Source organism: Corynebacterium lubricantis DSM 45231 (assembly GCF_000379425.1).
GTDB classification, from domain to species: domain Bacteria; phylum Actinomycetota; class Actinomycetes; order Mycobacteriales; family Mycobacteriaceae; genus Corynebacterium; species Corynebacterium lubricantis.
Genome location: NZ_KB902238.1, coordinates 89,667 through 111,697, shown reverse-complemented (window position 1 = coordinate 111,697; position 22,031 = coordinate 89,667). Strand labels below are relative to the sequence as shown.

General features: G+C 60.7%; 22 protein-coding genes. 16 read left to right on the top strand and 6 right to left on the bottom strand.

Annotated elements, in window-relative coordinates:
• The first annotated feature begins 30 nt into the window (after positions 1 to 30).
• A complete protein-coding gene (locus A37O_RS0114270) occupies positions 31 to 645 on the top strand; it encodes an isochorismatase family protein (RefSeq protein WP_018298194.1) in 615 nt (204 codons plus the stop codon).
• A 22-nt stretch (positions 646 to 667) separates the two neighbouring features.
• On the opposite strand, the gene A37O_RS0114265 is transcribed toward A37O_RS0114270, so the two are convergent.
• A complete protein-coding gene (locus A37O_RS0114265) occupies positions 668 to 976 on the bottom strand; it encodes a monooxygenase (RefSeq protein WP_018298193.1) in 309 nt (102 codons plus the stop codon).
• A gap of 86 nt (positions 977 to 1,062) precedes the next feature.
• Between A37O_RS0114265 and A37O_RS0114260 the strand changes: the two genes are divergently transcribed.
• From A37O_RS0114260 to A37O_RS0114210, 11 genes are all read left to right on the top strand, one after another.
• Positions 1,063 to 1,539 (top strand): SdpI family protein, encoded by a 477-nt coding sequence (locus A37O_RS0114260; protein ID WP_018298192.1) that lies wholly within the window; start codon positions 1,063 to 1,065, stop codon positions 1,537 to 1,539.
• Between the two features lie 249 nt (positions 1,540 to 1,788).
• On the top strand, positions 1,789 to 3,357 hold the full coding sequence (locus A37O_RS0114255) for an anthranilate synthase component 1 (protein WP_018298191.1): 1,569 nt from the start codon (positions 1,789 to 1,791) through the stop codon (positions 3,355 to 3,357).
• Positions 3,354 to 3,989 carry an anthranilate synthase component II gene (locus A37O_RS0114250; RefSeq protein WP_018298190.1) on the top strand — a complete coding sequence of 212 codons (636 nt, stop codon included), beginning with the start codon at positions 3,354 to 3,356 and terminating at the stop codon, positions 3,987 to 3,989. The genes A37O_RS0114255 and A37O_RS0114250 overlap by 4 nt, the downstream gene beginning before the upstream one ends.
• A gap of 6 nt (positions 3,990 to 3,995) precedes the next feature.
• Positions 3,996 to 5,024, top strand: a complete 1,029-nt coding sequence (trpD, locus tag A37O_RS0114245; RefSeq protein WP_018298189.1) for an anthranilate phosphoribosyltransferase — start codon at positions 3,996 to 3,998, stop codon at positions 5,022 to 5,024.
• The gene (gene trpCF, locus A37O_RS0114240) at positions 5,011 to 6,438 is read left to right on the top strand and encodes a bifunctional indole-3-glycerol-phosphate synthase TrpC/phosphoribosylanthranilate isomerase TrpF (protein WP_026196405.1); all 1,428 of its coding nucleotides are present in this window, start codon (positions 5,011 to 5,013) and stop codon (positions 6,436 to 6,438) included. Before trpD ends, trpCF begins: the two co-directional genes overlap by 14 nt.
• A gap of 31 nt (positions 6,439 to 6,469) precedes the next feature.
• Positions 6,470 to 7,711, top strand: coding sequence for a tryptophan synthase subunit beta (gene trpB, locus A37O_RS0114235; RefSeq protein ID WP_018298187.1), 1,242 nt, complete (start codon positions 6,470 to 6,472; stop codon positions 7,709 to 7,711).
• A gap of 3 nt (positions 7,712 to 7,714) precedes the next feature.
• On the top strand, positions 7,715 to 8,557 hold the full coding sequence (trpA, locus tag A37O_RS0114230) for a tryptophan synthase subunit alpha (RefSeq protein WP_018298186.1): 843 nt from the start codon (positions 7,715 to 7,717) through the stop codon (positions 8,555 to 8,557).
• 84 nt (positions 8,558 to 8,641) lie between these two features.
• Complete coding sequence (locus tag A37O_RS0114225) at positions 8,642 to 9,193, top strand: hypothetical protein (protein WP_018298185.1); 552 nt, start codon at positions 8,642 to 8,644, stop codon at positions 9,191 to 9,193.
• A gap of 52 nt (positions 9,194 to 9,245) precedes the next feature.
• On the top strand, positions 9,246 to 10,067 hold the full coding sequence (locus A37O_RS15965; RefSeq protein WP_018298184.1) for a MerR family transcriptional regulator: 822 nt from the start codon (positions 9,246 to 9,248) through the stop codon (positions 10,065 to 10,067).
• Positions 10,055 to 10,939, top strand: a complete 885-nt coding sequence (locus tag A37O_RS0114215) for an ABC transporter ATP-binding protein (RefSeq protein WP_018298183.1) — start codon at positions 10,055 to 10,057, stop codon at positions 10,937 to 10,939. Before A37O_RS15965 ends, A37O_RS0114215 begins: the two co-directional genes overlap by 13 nt.
• Entirely contained in the window at positions 10,936 to 12,525 is a 1,590-nt protein-coding gene (locus tag A37O_RS0114210) for a hypothetical protein (RefSeq protein WP_018298182.1), read from the top strand. Before A37O_RS0114215 ends, A37O_RS0114210 begins: the two co-directional genes overlap by 4 nt.
• A gap of 4 nt (positions 12,526 to 12,529) precedes the next feature.
• Here A37O_RS0114210 and A37O_RS0114205 read toward each other — a convergent pair whose 3' ends face one another.
• The gene (locus A37O_RS0114205) at positions 12,530 to 13,612 is read right to left on the bottom strand and encodes an NADH:flavin oxidoreductase/NADH oxidase (protein WP_018298181.1); all 1,083 of its coding nucleotides are present in this window, start codon (positions 13,610 to 13,612) and stop codon (positions 12,530 to 12,532) included.
• 23 nt (positions 13,613 to 13,635) lie between these two features.
• Between A37O_RS0114205 and A37O_RS0114200 the strand changes: the two genes are divergently transcribed.
• Both A37O_RS0114200 and A37O_RS0114195 read left to right on the top strand, forming a co-directional pair.
• Entirely contained in the window at positions 13,636 to 14,613 is a 978-nt protein-coding gene (locus A37O_RS0114200) for a bile acid:sodium symporter family protein (RefSeq protein ID WP_026196404.1), read from the top strand.
• Between the two features lie 8 nt (positions 14,614 to 14,621).
• Positions 14,622 to 14,936, top strand: coding sequence for a hypothetical protein (locus A37O_RS0114195; RefSeq protein ID WP_018298179.1), 315 nt, complete (start codon positions 14,622 to 14,624; stop codon positions 14,934 to 14,936).
• 81 nt (positions 14,937 to 15,017) lie between these two features.
• Here A37O_RS0114195 and A37O_RS0114190 read toward each other — a convergent pair whose 3' ends face one another.
• The 4 genes from A37O_RS0114190 to A37O_RS0114175 are packed head-to-tail and all read right to left on the bottom strand — an operon-like array spanning position 15,018 to position 18,209.
• Positions 15,018 to 15,359 carry a branched-chain amino acid transporter permease gene (locus A37O_RS0114190; protein ID WP_018298178.1) on the bottom strand — a complete coding sequence of 114 codons (342 nt, stop codon included), beginning with the start codon at positions 15,357 to 15,359 and terminating at the stop codon, positions 15,018 to 15,020.
• Positions 15,360 to 16,118, bottom strand: a complete 759-nt coding sequence (locus tag A37O_RS0114185) for an AzlC family ABC transporter permease (protein WP_051078003.1) — start codon at positions 16,116 to 16,118, stop codon at positions 15,360 to 15,362. It abuts the gene before it with no gap.
• Positions 16,118 to 16,726 (bottom strand): YqgE/AlgH family protein, encoded by a 609-nt coding sequence (locus A37O_RS0114180; protein ID WP_018298176.1) that lies wholly within the window; start codon positions 16,724 to 16,726, stop codon positions 16,118 to 16,120. The genes A37O_RS0114185 and A37O_RS0114180 overlap by 1 nt, the downstream gene beginning before the upstream one ends.
• Positions 16,719 to 18,209 (bottom strand): CCA tRNA nucleotidyltransferase, encoded by a 1,491-nt coding sequence (locus tag A37O_RS0114175; protein ID WP_018298175.1) that lies wholly within the window; start codon positions 18,207 to 18,209, stop codon positions 16,719 to 16,721. The genes A37O_RS0114180 and A37O_RS0114175 overlap by 8 nt, the downstream gene beginning before the upstream one ends.
• A gap of 85 nt (positions 18,210 to 18,294) precedes the next feature.
• On the opposite strand from A37O_RS0114175, the gene A37O_RS16345 reads away from it, so the two are divergent.
• Complete coding sequence (locus A37O_RS16345) at positions 18,295 to 19,356, top strand: NUDIX hydrolase (protein WP_083912674.1); 1,062 nt, start codon at positions 18,295 to 18,297, stop codon at positions 19,354 to 19,356.
• Positions 19,357 to 19,403: 47 nt separating this feature from the next.
• Positions 19,404 to 22,007: a hypothetical protein gene (locus A37O_RS0114165; RefSeq protein WP_156802621.1), complete on the top strand. Its 2,604-nt coding sequence runs from the start codon at positions 19,404 to 19,406 to the stop codon at positions 22,005 to 22,007.
• Positions 22,008 to 22,031 lie beyond the last annotated feature (24 nt).

Here is a 22,031-nt window from a genome sequence, read left to right as displayed (position 1 = left end):
GCAAGAATTCACACCTAACTAGGAGTCACAATGAGCAATCCCCGCCGCGCCGTCATCATCGTCGATGTGCAAAACGAGTACTTCGAAGGTCCGCTTGAAATCCAGTACCCGCCACGGGAAGAGTCCCTAACGAAGATCCACCAGGTGCTTGACGCTGCCGAAGCCGAAGGTCTGCCCATCGCACTCATCGAACACGAGTATCCGGACGGCTTCCCCGTCTTCGCCCCGGGCACCAAGGCACAGGAGTCGCACCCCGAGATCAAGGAACGCGCAACCGCGAACTGGGCGACTTTCACGAAGAGCTACAGCTCAGTTTTCCCAGGCACCGGAGTGCAGGACTGGTTGGCATCTCACGAAGTAGACACCATCACTCTCGTTGGCTATATGACGAACAACTGCATTCTCGCCACCTCTGTTGACGCTGAGCCAAAGGGCCTGCAGGTAGAAGTCCTTTCCGATGCCACCGGAGCCATCAACCTGGGCAACGCTGCAGGCCAGGCCCCAGCCCAGCAGGTCCATGAAACCCTGATGACCTTGCTCAACTCCAATTTCGCAACCGTCGCCACTACTGAGGCGTGGGCGAGCGCGGTGCAGGCCAAGGAAGCTCTTCCGGGCAGCAACCTGATCGAATCAGCAGGAAACTAGCCAGGAAACCAAGCAAGAATGTCTACCGCTTCAGAACTGCATGATCAACGAGCGAAAGTGCCTCGTTGACCTCGTAGGAAGTAGCGGAGATCTCCGTGATGCCAAAGCTAGCCAGGCGCGCAGTGTGCTTCTCCACGTACGCCTGCGCGCTTGCTTCGTCACGGAACAAGTAGACCCCACCAGCTACCTGGCGCCCCGGATCTTCCGTCCACACTTTCCAGATCAATCCGTCTTGCTCAGCAATATCTGCGGCGAGATCGGAGTAAGCCTTTTCTGCTTCCGCACCAAATGGACCAGTAGAGGGAAATTCAAATACCAGAAGGTTTGTCATACCCCCAGCATAAAGAAAGATGCACCCCGCAAAGCGCAACCAAAGTCATTTATGCACATGTCCCACCCACCGATAGGATGAAAACTATGACCCTCAATCTCATTGTCGCCATTGTTTTCCTCATTCTGGCGATTGCTCTCATCGTCGTGGGCGGTATGGCGGCCGCGGGCAAGCTCCCTGGTAATTCGTATATTGGCCTGCGCGTGGCGGAAGTTCGCAAGAACGAATCCACCTGGATCCAGGCCCACAAGGTAGCGGGGCCGTTTTGGTTACTCTCAGGTGTGGTCATGCTCTTCGGCGCAGCCTTCGCGTGGATCGCGGGTGGTTGGCTCTGGCTGCTTCCCGTGATCGCGGTGGTCGTTGCGGTGGTGTTTGTTTCCGTGGGCGCCAATTTTGGTGCGCGTGCGGCAGCGGTCGTCAATAAGACGATTGAGGATCTGGAAAACCAACCCCCTGAGCCTGCACCCGCCCCGCAGCTTGACTTCGAAGCGATGCGTCGCGCGGCCTCCCAATCCGATAACAACGACGCCCCAAAGAACGCCCCAAAGAACACAGACCAATAACCCCATAGCCAGTAAATATGGCAAACCAGTTGCGCGGATCACGATCTCGTCATAAAGTTAAGCGCGTGATCGACATTCTTCCTAACAACTGGTGGTGGCGCGCGTAACGGCGAGCCACAATTTCGTTCACTTATTCGGCCCGCCGGCTAGCTTCAAGCGCCGCGGGTCTTTTTTATACCCAGTACTTCTCAAGGCGCGAGAGCCAGCCGGTGCCGATTAGCCGGTCAATAAACATAAAAGAGAGTACTGATGGAAAATTTCCAGCCCGTTGTGGCTAGACGCGAGGTGCGCTATCACGCCAACGCGTCGAGCCTGTTCGCGCATATCGGTGGTACGGAGTCGACAGATTCTGTGCTGCTTGAGTCCGCTGATATCACTACCCGTTCCGGATTGCAGTCGGTGGCGATCCTCGCCTCGTCGCTACGCGTGACCTGCAACGGCACCCGCGTCGTCATCGAGCCGCTCTCCGCCTCGGGCGAGATCATTGCACGCCGTCTGCACGGTCAGCTCAAGCAATACGCCACCGCCGAGAACGAGTATGACTTCCCAGCCTCCCAGGTCGCCGACGAGCGCGAGCGCCTCACCGCGACTAGCTCGGCGGAGGTGTTGCGCCAGCTCACGCAGCACGCGGGCTACGAGGACGCGGATCTCCCGCTGCTCGGCGGAGGCATCGCCTTCGATTACCTGGAGTCCTTCGAGGAGCTGCCTGCGGTCGAGGAGTCGGCGAACACCTACCCCGATTACCAGTTCGTGCTGGCCGAGGTGCTGCTCACCATCGACCACAAGACGCGCACGGCCCATTTGACCTCGGTCAATGCGGCAGGCGAGCAGGGCAGCGTCAAAGAACTTATCGACGATTACGCCTCCCGGATCGACGCAGCCGAACCGGACGCGGAGCACGCCTACCAGGCCACGGAGAACCCCTCGGGCACTCTGACCGTGACCGCGGATATCCCGGATGCGGAGTTCCGCGAGCAGGTGGAAAACCTGAAGCAGAACATCTACAACGGCGACATTTACCAGGTCGTGCCGGCGCGTACCTTCACCGCTGAGTGCGTGGATGCCTTCGCCGCGTACCGCCAGCTGCGCGAGACCAACCCTTCGCCCTACATGTTTTATGTGCGCGGCGTGGACCGCAATGGCGAGACCTACGAGCTCTTCGGCGCCTCTCCCGAGTCGAACCTGAAGTACTCTGCCGACACGCGCCAGGTGCAGCTCTATCCCATCGCCGGTACCCGCCCGCGCGGCCTGAACCCGGATGGCACTATCAACGACGAGCTGGATATCCGCATGGAGCTCGAGCTGCGCACCGATGCCAAGGAAATCGCGGAGCACACGATGCTGGTCGATCTCGCCCGCAACGACATGGCGCGTGTGGCCGAGCCCGGCACCCGCAAGGTCGAGGACCTGCTTCAGGTGGACCGCTACTCTCGCGTCATGCACCTGGTTTCCCGGGTCACAGCCACTCTCGCACCGGACCTCGACGCCTACGACGCGTATCGAGCCTGCATGAACATGGGCACCTTGACCGGCGCGCCCAAGCTTCGTGCCACCGAGCTCCTGCGCGGCGTGGAGAAGCGTCGCCGCGGCTCCTACGGCGGTGCCGTGGGCTACATGCGCGGAAATGGCGACATGGACAACTGCATTATTATCCGCTCGGCATACGTTTCTGGGGGAGTGGCGGCCGTCCAGGCGGGCGCCGGCGTCGTGCGCGACTCCAACCCTCAGTCCGAGGCCGATGAAACCCTGCACAAGGCCTACGCGGTGCTCAACGCCATCGCGCTGGCCGCCGATGCTCAATTGGAGGTCGTGCGATGAGCAAGATCGTTCTTCTCGACAACCAGGATTCTTTCGTTTACAACCTCGTCGACGCGCTCCACGGCTACGACTACATCGTCTTCCGCAACACCGTGCCCGTCGAGCAGGTCCTGGCCGAAAACCCCTCGCTGATCATCCTCTCGCCGGGCCCCGGCTACCCAGCCGAAGCCGGTGTGATGATGGAGCTGATCCCCGCCGCCTTCGAGCGCGGCATCCCCATCCTCGGCATCTGCCTCGGCTTCCAGGCCCTCATCGAGCATTTCGGTGGCACGGTCGAGCCGTGCGGCCCGGTCCACGGTACGTCCGAGGCCATGATGCTTAGCGACGAGGGTGTGGCCCATCCCGTCTTCGCTGGCCTCGCGGTCGACGCGGCTCCCGAGTTCCCCGAACACGTCGGCCGCATCGTTCCCGTCGCCCGCTATCACTCCCTGGGCACCACGCAGGCCCCGGAAGGCATGGTCGCCCTGGCCACAACCGATTCGACCATTGGCCCGATCGTCATGGCTGCCGAGTCGGCGGATAAAATGGCCATTGGCCTGCAGTTTCACCCGGAGTCGATCCTGACTCCGAAAGGGCCTGTAATTCTCAATCGTTGCGTAGACACATTATTGACACTCTCCAGGAAAGGCTAACCTAACATGGCAAGCGATAAGTCGCTCGAGATTCTGAAGCGATTCCTAGACAACAAGCACCCCTCCCTCGAGGAAGCCATCGAGGCGTTTACTCCGCTAACCATCGGTGACTACGACGATATCCACATCGCCGCTCTTCTGGCCACCATCCGCACACGGGGCGAGACCTTCGAGGACATCGCCGGCGCCTCCAAGGCCTTCCTGGCAGCCGGACGTCCTTTCCCAATCACCGGCGAGGGCCTCATGGACACCGCTGGCACCGGCGGCGACGGCGCAAACACCATCAACATCACCACCGCGGCATCGCTCACGGCCTCCGCCGGCGGCGTGAAGATGATCAAGTGCGGCAACCGTTCCGTCTCCTCCAAGTCCGGCTCCGCCGACGTGCTCGAGGCGCTGAACATTCCGCTGGATCTCGATCCTGAGCGCGCGGTGCGCCAGTTCGAGGCCTCCAACTTCACCTTCCTCTTCGCTCCGGCCTACAATCCCGCAATTGCGCACGTGCAGCCGGTGCGTAAGGCGCTTGGTGTGTCCACGCTCTTCAACACGATGGGCCCACTGCTTTCCCCAGCGCGACCTGAGTACCAGATCATGGGCATTGCCAACCCGGCTCAGGGCCAGATGATCGCCGAGACCATGCGCGAGCTCGGGCGCGGCCGCGCGCTCGTGGTACATGGCGCAGGTACCGACGAGATTGCTGTTCACGGCGAGACCACCGTCTGGGAGCTCGACCGCGACGGCAACATTGAGAAGTACTCCTTCATGCCTGCCGACATCGGAATCCAGCAGCACTCCCTGGAGGACCTGCGCGGCGGCGACGGTGTGGAGAACGCGACCGCCATGCGCGCCACCTTCGCGGGCACCGGCCCACAGGCACACACGGATGCAATCGCGGCATCCACCGGTGCAATGTTCTACCTCTACGGCAAGGCCGACACAATCAAGGAAGGCGTGGAGCAGGCGAAGACGTTGCTTGCCGAGCACACCGTAGAGAACTGGTTAGCAGAGCACGAGGGGACCGATTACAGTGACTAAATTACCTACCGTCCTTGAGGGTATTGTTGAAGGCCGAAAACGTCACCTTGACGAAATTAAGGCACGCATCTCCCACGTTGATCCAGCAACCCTTCCGGTCTCCGAGCGCTCGTTGTACGACTCGCTGGCGCGCGGCGGCAGGGGAGCGAACAACTTCATCATGGAGTGCAAGTCCTCCTCTCCTTCGCTGGGCCTGATCCGCGAGCACTACGAGCCGGGTCAGATCGCACGCATTTACTCGCGCTACGCCTCCGGCATCTCGGTGCTCTGCGAGCCGGATAAGTTCGGTGGCGACTACAACCACCTCGCCACCGTCTCTGCCGAGACGCACCTGCCGGTGTTGTGCAAAGACTTCATCATCGACCCGGTGCAGATCCACGCCGCGCGCTACTTCGGCGCCGACGCGATCCTGCTCATGCTCTCCGTGCTTGACGACGAACAGTACGCCGCCCTCTCCGCCGAGGCCGCGCGTCTTGGCCTCGACGTGCTCACCGAAGTCATCGACGAAGAGGAAGTCGAGCGCGCAATCCGCCTCGGCGCCAAGATCTTCGGCGTGAACCACCGCAACCTCCACGACCTCAGCATCGACCTGGAGCGCTCAGCACGACTTGTGAAACTGCTTCCGGAGGACGCAGTAGTGGTCTCCGAGTCGGGCATCCGCAACTCCCAGACCGTCCGCGAGCTCGGCGGGCACTCCAATGCCTTCCTGGTGGGATCTCAGCTCACAAGTAAGCCGGACATCGACGCCGCCGCGCGCGAGCTGGTTTACGGCCCGAACAAGGTTTGTGGCCTTACCGATTGGTCAGCGGCCCAGACGGCGAAGGCCGCGGGTGCTGTCTACGGCGGACTGATCTTTGAGGAGAACAGTCCACGCTATGTTTCACGTGAAACATCGGCAGAAATCATCGCCCACGAGCCAGGCCTGAAGTACGTCGCGGTAACAACACGCACCGAGGGCTGGGCCACGCTGATCCAGGACGGCATCCATGCCATCCAGGTTCACGCCCCATATCAGGGCTCCATCGAAGCCGAGCTGGAACTCGTCGATAAGGCGCGTGCGGAAGTCGGCGCTGGGGTAGAGGTCTGGCGCGCTCTTGCCATGACGGAGGCTGAGGGTCCCGCAGTGGCGGAGGCACTCGTCGATAAGGTCGATCGCCTTGTCCTCGATGGACGCCAGGGCGGCAGCGGGCAACCGTTTGATTGGTCCACCGTGCCTGAGACCGTGAAGTCGAATGCGCTGCTGGCTGGCGGATTAAACCTCAACAACCTCGAAGACGCCCTGCGCGTGGGTACCCTTGGCTTGGACATGAATTCCGGTCTTGAGTACGGCGCGGACGCAGGAGTCTGGGCGAAGCACAAGGACGCGGGAGCAATTCTGCGGGCATTCGAAATCATCCGCGGCTTTTCCAACTAGTCGAATCAGAAACGAAGAAGAGAGACACGAAATGACAGAAGAATCCCGCAGCGGTGGCAGCACCATTCTGCCGGCCTATTTCGGTGAATTCGGCGGGCAGTTCGTCCCCGAATCCCTCATGCCTGCACTCGACCAGCTGGAGCGAGCGTTCGTCGACGCGTGGAATGATCCCGAGTTCATGGACGAGTACCGCACGATCTTGCGCGACTACCTTGGGCGCCCAACTCCTCTGACCGAGTGCCGCAACCTGCCACAGGGCAAGAAGCACGCCCGCATCTTCCTCAAGCGCGAGGACCTTGTGCACGGCGGTGCGCACAAGACCAACCAGGTGATCGGACAGGCGCTGCTGGCGAAGAAGATGGGCAAGACGCGCATCATCGCCGAGACCGGAGCGGGCCAGCACGGCACCGCCACCGCTCTCGTCTGTGCGTTGCTCGACCTAGAATGCGTGATTTACATGGGCGCGAAGGACATCGCCCGCCAGCAGCCGAACGTCTACCGCATGGAGCTGATGGGCGCGAAGGTCATCGGCGTTGATTCCGGTTCCGGCACCCTCAAAGACGCCGTGAACGAAGCCCTGCGCGACTGGACCGCCACCTTCCACGACTCCCATTACCTCCTTGGCACCGCGGCCGGCCCGCACCCATTCCCAACCATCGTGCGCGACTTCCACCGCGTCATCGCCGAGGAAGCTAAGGCCCAGATGCTCGAGCGCACCGGCGGACTGCCCGACGTTGTAGTCGCCTCCGTGGGTGGCGGCTCCAACGCGATCGGCATCTTCTCCGACTTCATTGACGACGAGGGAGTCGAACTCGTGGGCACCGAACCTGGCGGCGAGGGCATGGAGTCCGGCAAGCACGGCGCCGCCATCGCCGAGGGCAACATTGGCATTCTGCACGGCACCAAGTCCTACCTCATGCGCAATCCGGACGGCCAGATCGAGGAGTCCTACTCCATCTCGGCCGGACTGGACTACCCGGCCGTGGGGCCGCAGCACGCGCACCTGGCCAAGACCGGTCGCGCGCAGTACGTGCCCGTCACCGACAAGGAGGCCCTGCAGGCCTTCCAGCTCCTCTCACGCCACGAGGGCATCATTCCGGCACTGGAGTCCTCCCACGCCTTTGCCTACGCTTTGAAGCGCGCTGAAGAGGCTGAGGCCAAGGGTGAAGACATCAACATCCTCGTTTCCCTCTCGGGCCGCGGCGACAAAGACATCGACCACGTCCGTCGCACTCTCGACGAGCACCCCGACTACGTCCTGAAGGAGGACTAAGCCATGACTACTCGTTACGAGAAGGCCTTCGCAGACCTCGAGGCCAAGAATGAGGGCGCCTTCGTTCCCTTCCTGATGCTCTCTGATCCCACCCCGGCAGATGCCGTCGAGATCATCAAGACCATCGTCGAGGCCGGCGCCGACGCGCTTGAGCTTGGCGTGCCGTTCTCCGATCCCATCGCCGATGGCCCGACGATCCAGAAGTCGCACGTGCGCGCCCTTGATGGGGGAGCGACGGTGAACATGGTCATCGATCAGGTGCGCCAAATTCGTGAGGCTTACACCGACCTGCCGATCGGCATGCTGATCTACTCCAACGTTCCTTTCGTCCGCGGCCTGGACAACTTCTACAAGGAGTTCCACGAGGCGGGCGCCGACTCGATCCTGCTTCCCGACGTTCCCGTCCGCGAGGGCAAGCCTTTCGCCGACGCTGCCGAGGCCAATGGCGTTGACCCGATCTTCATCGCTCCCGCCCAGGCCTCCAAAGAGACGCTCGAAGGTGTCGCTGCCCGCTCCAAGGGCTACATCTACGCCGTCTCCCGCGACGGCGTGACCGGCACCGAAAAGGAGTCGGACACCACCGGCCTCAAGGATGTCGTGGACAACGTGAAGTCCTACGGCGGCGCCCCGATCCTGCTGGGCTTCGGGATCTCCAACCCCCAGCACGTCGCCGACGCCATTGCCGCCGGCGCCACCGGTGCCATCTCCGGTTCCGCAGTGGCCAAGATCATCGACAAGTACGTCGAGGGCGAGCACCCGAACCCGGGCCGCGTCACCGACATGGACGGCCTAAAGAAGGAACTCACCGAGTTCATTTCCGCGATGAAGGCAGCCACGAAGAAGTAGCATTTCGCTTTACGACGATTTTCCTACCCGCTCCATGTTTCACGTGAAACATGGAGTGGGTCTTCTTTTGGCACAATCGGATCCATGGACAAGTTCGAGAAGGCGACGGGTCGCACCATCCCGGAATGGATGGACTTCCTCCGCAACCACGAAAACGGCAACAAGGATCTCAACGAACTCAGCCACAAGCAGATGGCCACCTTGGCCGAAGATTATGGCGCCAGCGGTTGGTGGGCTCAGAGTATTGCAGTGGACATTGAGCGCGAGATCGGGCGCCGCGAGGTAGGCCAACGGGACTCCGGAAAGTTCTCGGCAAACGCCACAAAGACCATGCCGGGGGAGTGGACTGACGTGTTCGCCAGGTTCACGGAATTTATGGCGAGCGCCGAAGGCGCTCTGCCTGCTGCAGTCGACGGGGAATCGTCGACAAGCGAAAGCGAAAAATGGCGCTACTGGCGCGCCGACCTGGTCGACGGCACGAAGGTCGTTGTCATGTGCAACGACGCATCCGCGAAAGGGGTGGCGAAGACCCGGTTTGCAGTGCAGCACGAGAAGCTGCCATCATCGGAAGCGCGCGACGACATGAAGGCCCACTGGAAGGCCACATTGGATACGTTTAAGGCTTCTTTGGGCTAGCTTTCCCACTAAACTTGACTGTGACGCTACGTCACAGAGTTGGGTGGGAAGTATGAAAGTCAAAGAACTCGCGGACCTGACCGGGACCACGGTTCGCGCTATCCGTCACTACCACCATGTCGGGCTCGTTCCGGTGCCCGACAACCCAGGCGTGCGTCGCTACGGGCTCGATCACGCCGTGCGTGTGGTGCGTATCCGAGCTCTCGCCGAGTCTGGACTGTCGCTGCACGCCATCGGCGAGATCCTCCTTGCCGAGGACGCCGATACCGAAACACAGCTCGCCGCCGCAGAAGCCGACATCGATCGCCGCATCGCCGAACTTCAGAAGCAGCGAACCCAACTCCGCGCCGTCCGAGATCGCATGGAAGGGCCGCAGTTTCACGTGAAACATAGCGCGCTTCTCGACGATTTCTACGCGCGAGTCCTTGAGCGCGTCGATCCAGCGCAGGTTCCCTTAATCGAACGGGAACGGCGAGCAGCAGAAGTTGTCTGCCGTATTCCGGGAGTAAGGGATGTCCTCAATCGTTGGCTTGCCCAACTAACGGAAGAACGCCTCGAGGCCACGCTGGATCTCTATGCATGGTTTGGATCCATCACAGAACTCGAACCTTCCGAGGCAGAACAGGCCGTGGACGATGCGCTCCTACGCTACGACCAAGCTATGGAAGGGGACTGGGGTCTCCTGCCCGAGGAGTGGAGCATCACCCTGCCACGCGTGATGCGAATCCCAGGACTCATGCTGCTGTTGGAATCCGCCTACCCGAATCCCAACCACCAACTCTTTATCCGACGCTTCCTCACCTATGTCGACACCGCTATCGCCCCGAATGTTTCACAAGAAACCACAGAAGGAGAATTGTCATGGAAACCGTGAATCCCGTCCTCGAGGTCCGAAGCGTGGTGAAGAAGTTCGGAGATTTTCGCGCCTTAGACGAGTTTGATCTCACTGTCGAGCAGGGATCAGTCCACGGGTTCCTTGGGCCGAATGGGTCGGGCAAGTCAACAGCTATCCGCACCTTGTTAGGAGTACTGCATCCGACAAGCGGAGAGGTACGAGTCTTAGGCAAGGATCCGCGGAAGAATCCCGAGATTCTCAAACGCATCGGTTATGTCCCGGGCGATGTGTCGCTCTGGCCCACGCTGACGGGAGCCGAGGTGCTCCGCACTCTCGAGTCAATGCGCGGGGTTCCCACCGACCGAAAGAGGGAAGCTGAACTCATCGACGCCTTCGGGCTTGATCCCTCGAAGAAGACGCGCGACTATTCCACGGGCAATCGTCGCAAAGTGAGTCTTGTTGCGGCGTTGTCCTTCGGCGCCGAGGTCCTCATTCTCGACGAACCGACCGCCGGCCTCGATCCTCTCATGGAGGCCGAGTTTGTCGAACAGATCCGGAGGGAGAACGCGAATGGGGTGTCGGTGCTACTTTCTAGCCACATTCTTAGTGAGGTAGAGAAACTGTGCAATTACGTCACAGTGATTAAAGAAGGCCGGGCGGTGGAGCATGGAACGATTAGCCAAATTCGTCACCTTTCCACCCATACCGTCACGGGACGTGTTTCACGTGAAACATTGATTGATGGGGGAGTCACCGACGCGACGGGGCTGACCACGTTCACCGTCGAGCGCGATGAGGTACCCGCGCTGTTGCAAAAGCTACTCGACGCCCACGCCACCGACATCACCACGCAGCCGTCAAGCCTCGAGGAAATTTTCATGCGCCACTACGAAACCGAGGCGGCAAAATGAAATCCATCCTGACCCTGACACGCCTCAACCTCAGGCTCAAGCGAGGCTATCTCCTCGGTTGGATTATTCCCATTCTGGCCATCGCTCTTGTCTTCCCCTGGGCCTACTACGAATATTATCCTGAGCTCTCGCTGCGCCAGCCCATGTTGGAGGGCCTCTCAAGCAACATGGGCACCCGAGCGCTCTACGGACTTATCGACGCTCCAGGAACAGTAGGGCAAATGACCACCTGGGAAGGGGCGATGTGGACCGGGCTACTCGGTTCCATCATGGTCGTACTCCTCGTCGTCGACCTCCATAGACGGCGCGAGTACACGGGACTCGCCGAGCTGCAACGCTCCACCGGCATTCGACCACTCGCGCCTTGGGCAGCGGCAACCCTGACGGGACTGCTTGCAGCCGCAGTCATCGGAGCCGGATCCACGTTGATACTCTGGGGCCTCCTCTCATATATCGACGAACTCACCACTGAGGGCGCGGTTGCCTACGGTCTGACCATTTTCCTCGCCATCACGGGATCCATGCTCGTTGCCCAGGCAGCACTCCTCTTCGTCAATGACGGAGCGACCCTGGGACGCACCGCGCTACTGACCGTCGCCATCTCATACATCGTCCGCATCGTCGCGGACACCGAGGAAATCGAGTGGCTCAACTGGATCACCCCATTGGGTTGGCGCGAGCTGATCGGTGCCTACACGGAGGATGATTTCGGACGCGCGGGAATCCTAGCTCTCGCTTGTCTCGCCGGAATCGTCCTCATCGGGCTCGCAGAATCACGGAGGGAATACGGCACCGGATTCCTCCCGCAGCGCTCAACATCAAGGCGCACGAGGAATATTCGAGGTCCGATCCATCTGCGTTGGATACTTACCAAAGGCAGCCTCATCGCATGGGTCTTCGTCGTTGCCATTGCATCCGCGTTCCTGCTTTCACTCTCCGGCGACATGGTCGACCTCATGGGACGGTCCGACTCCTCCGGCCAGATCTTCCGCGACCTCCTCGGCGGCTCGGAAGCACTCGAAGCCTTCATCGCCTACATCGCCCAGATGGTTGCGATCATGATCGGTGCGGCGGGCATCCAGCAAATCACCACCTACCGCGGCGAAGAGAGGGCGCGCACCGTGGACCTCCAGCGCTCCACCGGTATGCGACGCTGGGTCCCGCTCGCCACGGCAGCACTCGTCGCAACGCTCAGTGTCATTCTCTTGACGGCCATCATGCACGGTGCCGGTGCGATCGGGCTGGCCACGCAAGAGAGCACAATTAGCGACGATTACACGTCGCTGGCCCAGGCCTCCTGGTCCATGCTCGCGCCGTCGATTTTCTTCGTCGGAGCGGCGGTGGCCATCGTCGGTTGTGTTCCACGTGCAACACCATGGGCATGGGCACCACTGGCTATCTCGGCTGTGGTGACTCTCTTGGGCGAGATCCTCCAGCTGCCTGAGTGGGCGATTGACCTTTCGCCACTGGGTCACCCCGTGACACCGAGTGACGGGGAGTGGGGCATTGCGGTGGGACTCACGGTAGCCGGGCTCGCGCTGATCGCAATCGGGCTATACGGCGCGCAACGCAGAGAGATCCGCTAATTACCTACCACGCTCGGAAATAAGAATCGGGGAAGGGCAGAGCGTCGCGCTCTGCCCCTAAATCTTTTAAGGCATGAATCGGCCAGGTGGGCATGCGGAGGGCTTCGCGGCCTAAAAGAACTACGTCGGCGTGCTCGTCGACAAGCACCTGCTCTGCTTGCTGCGCATCGGTGATCATGCCGACGGCGCCCGTGGGAATCCCTGCCTTGCGTACAGCCGATGCGAAAGGGACTTGGTAGGCGGGACCGACGGGAATCTGCGCGTGCACGTTGCCGCCGGTGGAGACGTCGATGAGGTCGACACCCAAGTCGCGGAGTTGGGCGGCGAGTTCGACTGTTTCCTCGAGTGCCCAGCCGCCTTCCGCCCAGTCGGTAGCGGAGATGCGCAGAAGCAACGGCATCTGCTCGGGGATGGTGTCGCGCACGGCTTGGACAACCTCGCGGGTCAGTCGGGTGCGATTGGCAAAGGAGCCGCCGTAGTCGTCGTCACGCGTATTGCTCAAAGGGGAGAGGAACTGATGCAGAAGGTAGCCGTGCGCCGCGTGGACTTCCACGGTGTCGAAGCCCGCATCCACGGCCCGCTGAGCGGCCGCGGCGAACTGCCCGGGGAGTGCGCGCACCTCGTTGGTGCTCATGGCGCGGGGCTCAGCCTGGCCGCGCGCGGCGATGGGGGAGGGACCCGCTGCGACCCAGCCGCCCTGCTCCGGCGGAACGGTGCCGCGCGCATTCATGTTGGGAAGCATCGGCACCGTGGAGGCCTTGCGCCCCGCGTGGTTGAGCTGGATGCCCATGCTGGCGCCCTGCTCATGGACAAAGCTGACAATGGGGCGCCACGCCTCCGTGTGCGCATCCAACCAGATCCCGGTACAGCGGGGAGAGATGCGACCCTCAGGCACGACTCCGGTTGCCTCGGCCATGACCATGCCGAAGCCCCCGTTGGCTAGCCCGCCGTAGTGCACCTGGTGCCACATCTCGGGGATGCCGTCCTCGTCCCGCACGTGATATTGGCACATCGGCGAAACCCAGATCCGGTTGCGTACGGTGAGGCCGCGCAGGGAAATAGATTCGGAAAGCTTTGGTGAGGTCATGGGTTCCACAATAGACTCGGGGCATGCTCTCAAGATTGAAAAGGACTGATCCCTTAATCGTCCTCATTATCGTGGCGGTCATCGTCGCCATAATTCTTCCGGCCCGCGGGCAGTTCGCCGAGTGGTTCAGCATCGCGACGAATATTGCCATCGCTTTGTTGTTCTTCCTCTACGGTGCCCGCCTGTCCACCCGAGAAGCCCTCAACGGCGTGATGCACTGGAGGCTCCATCTCACTATCCTGGCTTTCACGTTCATGATCTATCCGATCGTCGGCGTGCTCCTGCAGCCGCTCAGCAACCTCATTGGCGAGGAAATGTACCGCGGAATCCTCTTCCTTACCCTGGTACCCTCCACGGTCCAGTCCTCAGTTGCGTTCACCTCGATTGCAAAAGGCAACATCTCGGGCGCCATCGTGGCGGCCTCGCTCTCCAGCCTCGCCGGCGTCTTCCTCACCCCGCTTCTCGTGATGCTGTTGATGGGCACCGGCGACAGCATTCAGATCGATGGCCAGGTCTTCCTCGACATCGCGCTCCTGCTGCTCCTGCCATTTATCCTGGGCCAGATCGGCCGGGCCATTTTCCCGGCTATCAAGGGTGCCGCAGCAAACAAGGCCACGAAGATCGTCGACCGCGGCTCGATCACCATGGTGGTCTACTCAGCCTTCTCCGCTGGCATGGTCGGGGGAGTGTGGCAGCAGGTCACCGTCTGGGAGATCCTCTTCCTCATCGTCTTCTCGGTCGTGCTGGTGGCCTTCATGCTGTGGCTCACCCGCTTCGTTGCCGAGAGGCTCGGTTTCAACCGCAAGGACCGCATCGCCATCGAGTTCTGTGGAACGAAGAAGTCGCTCGCCACCGGCCTGCCCATGGCATCGGTTATCTTTGGAGGAGCATCCCTTGGCCTTCTGATCTTGCCGCTGATGATTTTCCACCAGGTACAGCTGATGATGTGCTCGTGGCTCGCCGCGCGCTATGGCCGAGAAGCAGAACAATCCAAAGCATAAAAGAGGAGATGTTTCACGTGAAACATTATGTCCGCACCACACTCGACGTACCCGGCGCAGGCACGCTGATCACCATCGCTGAGCTCGAGGAGGTCTCAGCGCAGGCCTGCATCATGGTCCGCATGATCGAGCTAGCACCGGATGAAACCATCATGGGAGCGTTTACCGACGGGAAGATCGTGGGCCAGGCGAATGAGCCACTAGAGCAAGTGCCTCACCCAGACACCTACGATCAGTTTGAGAACATCGAGGCCCAACGCCTCACCGCCGACGAATTTGAGGGCTTGTGGGAAGAGACGCGGGTGAAGTTCCCGCAGCTTTAACGCAGCTTGAGCGCCCATATAAGGCAGCATAAAGGCCGCTTCGCATTTGAATGCGCAGCGGCCTTTGCTTGTTCCGAGAGCTTAAAACACGAGATTCACAAGCACCATATACACAGCGGTTCCACCCAGGATGGACAGACCCGAGTCCTTCTTCCACCAATGCAGGAGCAGGGTCACAGCAACGCCAATTAACGACGACACGATGCCGCCAGGAGCGGACACCTGTCCAAACAGCGTGTACACCACAAGCACTACCATGACACCAACCGGCATCATGCGCCCGAGCAACCCGATGAACTGGTTACCCTTGAAGAACTTCAGGAAGGGGAAGGGCAGCGCGCGAAGCAGCACGGTGACGATCGCAACGGGAATCAGGACTGCGGCCACCATGGAGAGCGTGACTCCCTCGGGAAGTCCGTACATCTAAATCCTGTCTCCCTTCGCGCGCCAGGTCAGTAAATCGTCGATACGCGGGGAGAGGTAGCGCACCAACAGGATCGCGAAATACGCCAACAGCGCGATGATAAGGATGGAGTTCGGGAAGAAGATTCCCACGATCACAGCGAGCGTCGCCGCGATGAAAGGCAGCGAGTAATCCTTGTTGTTCTGGAAGCTATCCCACGCCAGGACGACGAAGAGTGCCGTAAGCGCGAAGTCCATGCCTTCGAGTCCTGCGGGGATGATCTCGCCCACGAGACCGCCGATGATGCCCGGAATCGCCCACAGGGATTGGCACACGATCTGGATGGTTAGTGCTCGTGTGCCAGAGATGGGTTCCTTGGCATCGAGGGCCGAGACGATGCCGTATGACTCGTCGGTAAGCGCGTAAGTCGAATATGCCCGACCCAGCCTGGACTTAATGCGGTGGCGTGGAAATGTCAGACCGTAGAAGATATGTCGGAAGTTCACCATGAAACCAGTGATGGCGGCGGAGACCGGACCGACACCCGAGGTGACCATGTTAATGGCCAGAAACTCCATTGAGCCTGCGTAGATAACAATGGAAAAAATCGGGGTCCACCACCAAGCGAATCCCGACTGAGTCATCAGTAGTCCGAAAGCGAGGCCGAGCGGGACCAGCCCGATTCCAGCGACGAGGGTGTCCTTGACCCCTAACTTCACCTCGTTAAGGGTGGTTGTACGCGATTCACTAGGTTTCCTAGGTTCGGGGGAAGGTGCCATTAATTGTCCTCCACGTTGACCGGGAAGGTGGAAAACAGCGGCAAGGGCATTTGCTGACGACGAAGCACGTCGCCCCACAGATCCGAGCTTCCGGCCGCAACCACGTCGCCCGGGAGCGCCGGAGCAACGTACCAGTCGCCCCGGTCGATCTCTGCGTCGAGCTGACCGGGTGCCCACTCCGAATAGCCGGCGAAGATGCGCATCCCGTCGAGATACTCCACAACATCGTGAGGCTTGGAGCGCAGATCGACGTGGACGAGCCGGTTTGCCAGGCGTGTGAACTCAGGATGCTCGTCGATCACGACATCCGGTTTCGTCACTCCCACACCGACCGCGGACTGAGGAGCCACTGGGCCTCCGACATAAAACGCCTGCGGCTTTGCCACCGCGGGCAGCCACTCGGGAAGCACGTTGTACACGGCGATATCACTGCGCTGGGTGAGCGTCACGCCAAACGTGTACGCCTCGGAATGCTCGATGATCAAAACGACGCTGCGCGCAAACTCGGGCGAGGGCATGCCCGGTGCCGCAACTAAGAGCATTCCCGAGGACGGCTCTTCCTTCTCTAACGCGTTAAATAACCGATCCGCAAAATAGTTCTCAGTCATCTTTCTCACCTTCCCACCATTTCTTCAATTCCGCTATAGCCTCCTCGCGCCCCAAAGGCCCACGCTCCAGGCGCAGCTCCTTGAGGAACGCCCACGCCTTGCCGACCTCGGGTCCGGGCTTCACGCCAAGGATCTCCATGATTTCATTGCCGTCAAGGTCGGGACGCACCTTGGCGAGGTCTTCCTTCTCCTCGATTTCTGCGATGCGCTCTTCGAGATGGTCGTAGGTGCGCTGCAGTCGCGCCGCCTTCTTCGGGTTTCTGGTCGTCGAGTCGGCGCGGACCAGTTTGTGCAGGCGGGGGAGCAGGTCCCCGGCGTCATTCACGTAACGACGAACGGCCGAATCCGTCCACTGACCTTCACCGAATCCGTGGAAACGCATGTGAAGGAATACGAGCTGCCCAATATCTTGGGTGGCTGCCTTGGAAAAACGGAGCTGCTTGAGACGCTTGCGGGCAAGTTTCGCACCGACGACCTCATGGTGGTGGAACGTCACACCGCCACCTTCCTTTTTGGCACGCGTGTCGGGCTTGCCAATATCGTGTAGCAGGGCTGCCCACCGCAGCACGAGGTCCGGACCGTCGTCCTCGCGCTCAATAGCTTGGCGCAGCACGGTGAGCGAATGCACGTAGACGTCCTTGTGCTGCATGTGCTCATCCGGGGTCATCTGCAAGGCGGCGACTTCGGGTAGCACGTAATCTGCAAGGCCGGTCTGAACCAACAAGTCGATACCGTCCCACGGGGCAGCACCGAGCATGAGCTTGTCCAGCTCGGCCTGGATGCGCTCGACGGTGATGCGCTCGATTTCACTGGCCATGTCGTGCAGCGCCTTGAAGACCCGATCGGAGACGCGGAACCCAAGCTGAGAGACGAAGCGAGCCGCACGCAACATACGCAGCGGATCGTCTCGGAAACTGATCTCGGGTTCCTGGGGGGTGTCCAACCATTTGTTGATTAAATCGTTGAGGCCTCCCACTGGATCGACGAAGTCCCAGGTAAACGCCTCGTCGATAAGCGAAAGCTTGAACGCCATTGCGTTGCACTTGAAATCGCGGCGCACGAGGTCACCCTCGATGGTGTCGCCGAAAGTGACCTCGGGGTTGCGTGTCACACCGTTATAAAGGTCGGCGCGGAAGGTCGTAATCTCGATCAGCTGGCCCTCTTTGACCGTGGACACGGTGCCGTATTCGATGCCCGTGTCCCAGACCGTCTCGCCCCACTCTTCTAGGATCTCGTACACCACGTCTGGGCGCGCGGAGGTAGTGAAGTCAAGATCGTTGCCCATGCGTCCCAAAAATGCGTCGCGCACTGGACCGCCAACAAGATATAAGGACTCGCCGCGCTCCTGGAATTTTTGCACCAGGGGAGTCAGCAACCCCCCCAAGCTCTCTATCGTCGAATTTGCACGCGAAAACACCTGCTTGATCTCTTCTGAATGTTCATTTGAGAGGAATTGCAGTTGGTTGCGGGGATTCTCAGACATACTCACCGCTAATACATTACCTGTGGGAAGAATCGGCACGTCAAAATACCACAAACATGTGTGGGAACGATACGATAAGCGGAACATGACTGACACTACTCGGCCACCCACCGCATCTGAAGGCGGTGGAGCGAGCCACCGCACGCCCCAGGGTGAAGACTCGGGAGAGCGTCGACGCAGGAGGCGCCGGCGTTCACGTCGGCCTGCCGGAAATCACCAGAACAAGACCCAGAACAATGCTCACAACAAGTCGGAGAATAAGACTTCGGTAGAAGGTGGGCAGTCTGGCTCTGGTTCAGGTGCCGCTGCTTCAGCATCGTCTGAGCAGAAGGCACAGAACAATGGTGAGCAGGGTCAGCAACGACGGTCCCGGCGCAGGAGGGGCCGTCGGCGTTCCTCGTCGAGCTCGGCAACCGGTTCCACGACGAATTCGACCAATAACAACGCGTCCTCTACTTCTGCGTCTGGGTCCGGTTCCGGTTCTGGGTCTGGGTCCGCCACGAAGTCGGGCAAGTCCAGCACCGCGCAGCAAAAGGGCTCGCAGAAGAACACGCAGAATCGGAAGCGCAATAGCCGCGGAGGCCAGAGCAGGAATTCCCGCAATAGCGCCAACCGGAAGCGGCAATATAACGCCAGTCCTCGGATGGAGACGCGCGACGAGACCTCGGCGGGTGGTCTGGTTGTCTCTGGAATGGCGGAAGCCGTGCGCCCCGATAACTCTGTGGACCTATCGCGCATCTACGTCGCTCTGATCGGTCGCCTTGACCGTCGGGGACGACTGCTCTGGTCCATGCCGAAGGGCCATGTTGAACCGGGCGAACACGAATGGCAAACCGCCGAGCGGGAAGTCTGGGAAGAAACCGGTATTTACGGTGAGGCATTTTCCACGTTGGGCACCATTGACTACTGGTTTGTGTCCGATGGAGTACGCATACATAAGACGGTGCACCATAATCTCTTGCGCTTCGTCGATGGCGAGCTTAACGACGAGGACCCGGAAGTCACCGAAGTGTCGTGGGTCCCGGTCGATCAACTCATCGAGCATCTGGCATATGCGGATGAACGAAAACTAGCTCGCCTAGCATTCGATCAAATGCCCGAGCTGGCCAGAAAGGAACATGAGGCCGGAAGGGCGACACCTCGGTGACCCGCTTCTCTGGTCTGCAACGCCTAGGGAGAAGTGTCTGCACGGTCTTGGCCACCACCACGACGGTTGCAGTGAGCGCGGTGGCAACATTAAGCACAGCTCCCGTCGCACAGGCCCTGCCGGTTCCGACCCCGCCTGACAATGCCTCAGTCGCATCTGAGTGGGCGAACCCAAATATTCGCCCGAACGACGGCGTCGAGGGCATCACCATCGACGTGGTCGACGCTCCCGATACCCTGGCTCCAAATGCTGATTTCACGGCCAGGGTCGCGATCACGAATGCATCCGAGACCCCGCTCGAGAGTTTTTCCATAACACCCCGGCGTGGCCCGATTTCAGCGTCGGTTGCAGACTCCCGTGTGGCTAGTGTCGCCGAACCCACCGATTACACCGCCGGTGAAACTAGAAACTTCAACCAAATTGTCGCTCCCGGAGAAACCGTCGAGCTAGAGATCACGGTGCACACCGACCCGGCCCTCGCCGGTTCGCTGCCATTTCCCGGCCCCGCGGTCTATCCACTCATGCTGGAACTGACTCGCGGCGGGGGAGGGCACTTAGACTCCGAGCGCTTCCACCTCGCCGTCCGCTCTGCGGGTGCCGCCGACGACGGAGACCAGAACACAAGAGACCAGGAAGCAACTGTCCCCGCGGCACAACGCAGTGCTGATGTCAGTCTGCTCTATCCCATCACCGCCGACGCGGACATTGTCCCCGGCGAAACCGGTGATGCACCCAACGATCCGCAGTTGATCCTGAACTCTGAGGATCTCGCCGACCAGCTGACGCCCGGCGGGAGGCTCAGCGAATTGGTGAACACCTACGCCGACGCCATTGCCGCACCGGGAGGGGAGAATATCGCCGAGGCAACCTGCCTGGCCATTGACCCCGCACTCGTGTCCACGGTGGAGCGCATGAGCGCTGGGTATGTCGTTGCCGAGACTCGGCCGCCCATTGCCCAGGAGCCGAAACGCCTCCGGGACTCCTGGGGCGATAACGACAATGCGTTCGTTTCCACTCCTGGGGCAGGCCAAGCGGATGCCCAAGCCTGGCTGAACCAACTGACTGAAATCACCAAGGGCAACTGTGTTGTTGCCCTGCCGTGGGCCAACGCCGACGTGAATGCCCTCGTCGATGCTGGCGCACCCTGGCTCGTCCGAGAGGCCCTCGAGCGTGGACCTTTCACCCTGCGCGACATCCTGGGTGCCGAAGTCGTCGATAATGTTGTGATCCCTCCGTCGGGATACGTTTCCGAGTCCACTGTGCCAGCTCTCGGCTGGGCCGACCACGAAAACTCCGGTCTCCTCCAGGGTGGAATGCAGGCTGCGTGGGAGAGGTCCTACGCGGAGCAAGCCAAAAAGGACTCCGCCACCACACACGTTGAAGGCGAGCAGCTCACCAACCTCGAGCTTGAGGTGCCGCCGAACCCGGATATGGCCGTCGCCCCCGCACCCACCTCGACGGTGCGCGTGCTCGTGGCAAATAACACTGTTTCACGTGAAACATTGGGAAATTCCGACACCGACCGCTTCGCCCAGTTGGGAGACGGCATTGTTTCCGTCGCCTATCAAGACTCGTTGGCATCGACGCTCGCCTCTACCGGGATTGCCCCGGAGACCACGGGCTATTCCAATGTCTACTACCGCTCCGATGCGACGTTGGATTCCGTGGAAGCGCGCAATATCAACGCTGCCAACGCCATTCGCCTCGCCGTCGACGAGGAAGCTGCGACCAGCGAAGAACCGTCCGGCAATCCGGTGTTGATCAATCCGCCCGCGACGTGGGAGGCCTCCACCGCCGATTCGATCATGAATACCATCGCCGAGCTCATGGACGACGAAGCTGCGCGCCCGATGACCCTCGAGGATTACCTCACACCACCGGCAGACGGGACAATCCCCACCGCGAACAGTTCCGGCAGCCCGTTTCCGGACCCCACTGTCTTCTCCGATTCCGAGATCCTCAGCATCGGCCAGCAAGCGAAGTACGCCGACGACCTCACGTCGTTTTTGGTCCCGGATTCCGCCATCGCACTGACGCGCTACGGGTTCACATTGCCGTTGCGGCGCGACCTCATTTCGGCGGCATCGCTCACTTATCGACGATCAGCCGACCTCTACACAGAAGCCACCGCGCAGACGAGGGACCGACTCAATTCCACCCGCGACTCCCTCAACGAGATGCGCGATGCAGTTGATCTCATCCCGCCGGGCAACGTGTACACACGGGCCTCGGAATCGTCGCCACTGCTCATCGTTGCTGAGAACGGCTTACCACTCCCTATCGATGCCACAATCTTGTACGAAGCCCCCGAAGGCGTCACGCTGAACACTCCCTCCGAGCTCCGCATTCCGGCGCGGGGGTCCATCACGATTCAGCTCACTGCTGACATCCCCAACTCGCGGGAGCGGACAGACCTCAACCTGTACTTGGCTACACCAAACGGGCAACCCGTTTCCCAGCCGGTGCAGATTTCCGTGCGCACCGCCGCCGGTGAGGTCGGGGCAGTGGCCATCGGAGGGGTGCTGGCCATCTTCCTCGCCTTGGTGTTGTTATTCCGTTTCGCGAAATCGCGACGCGCAAAAGACGCGGAAAAGTCCGTCAGCAGTAAGTCGGCCCCAGAGGAGTCGTCTCTCGATCGGCCACCCGACTGATTCATGCATCCACCGCATTAGCCT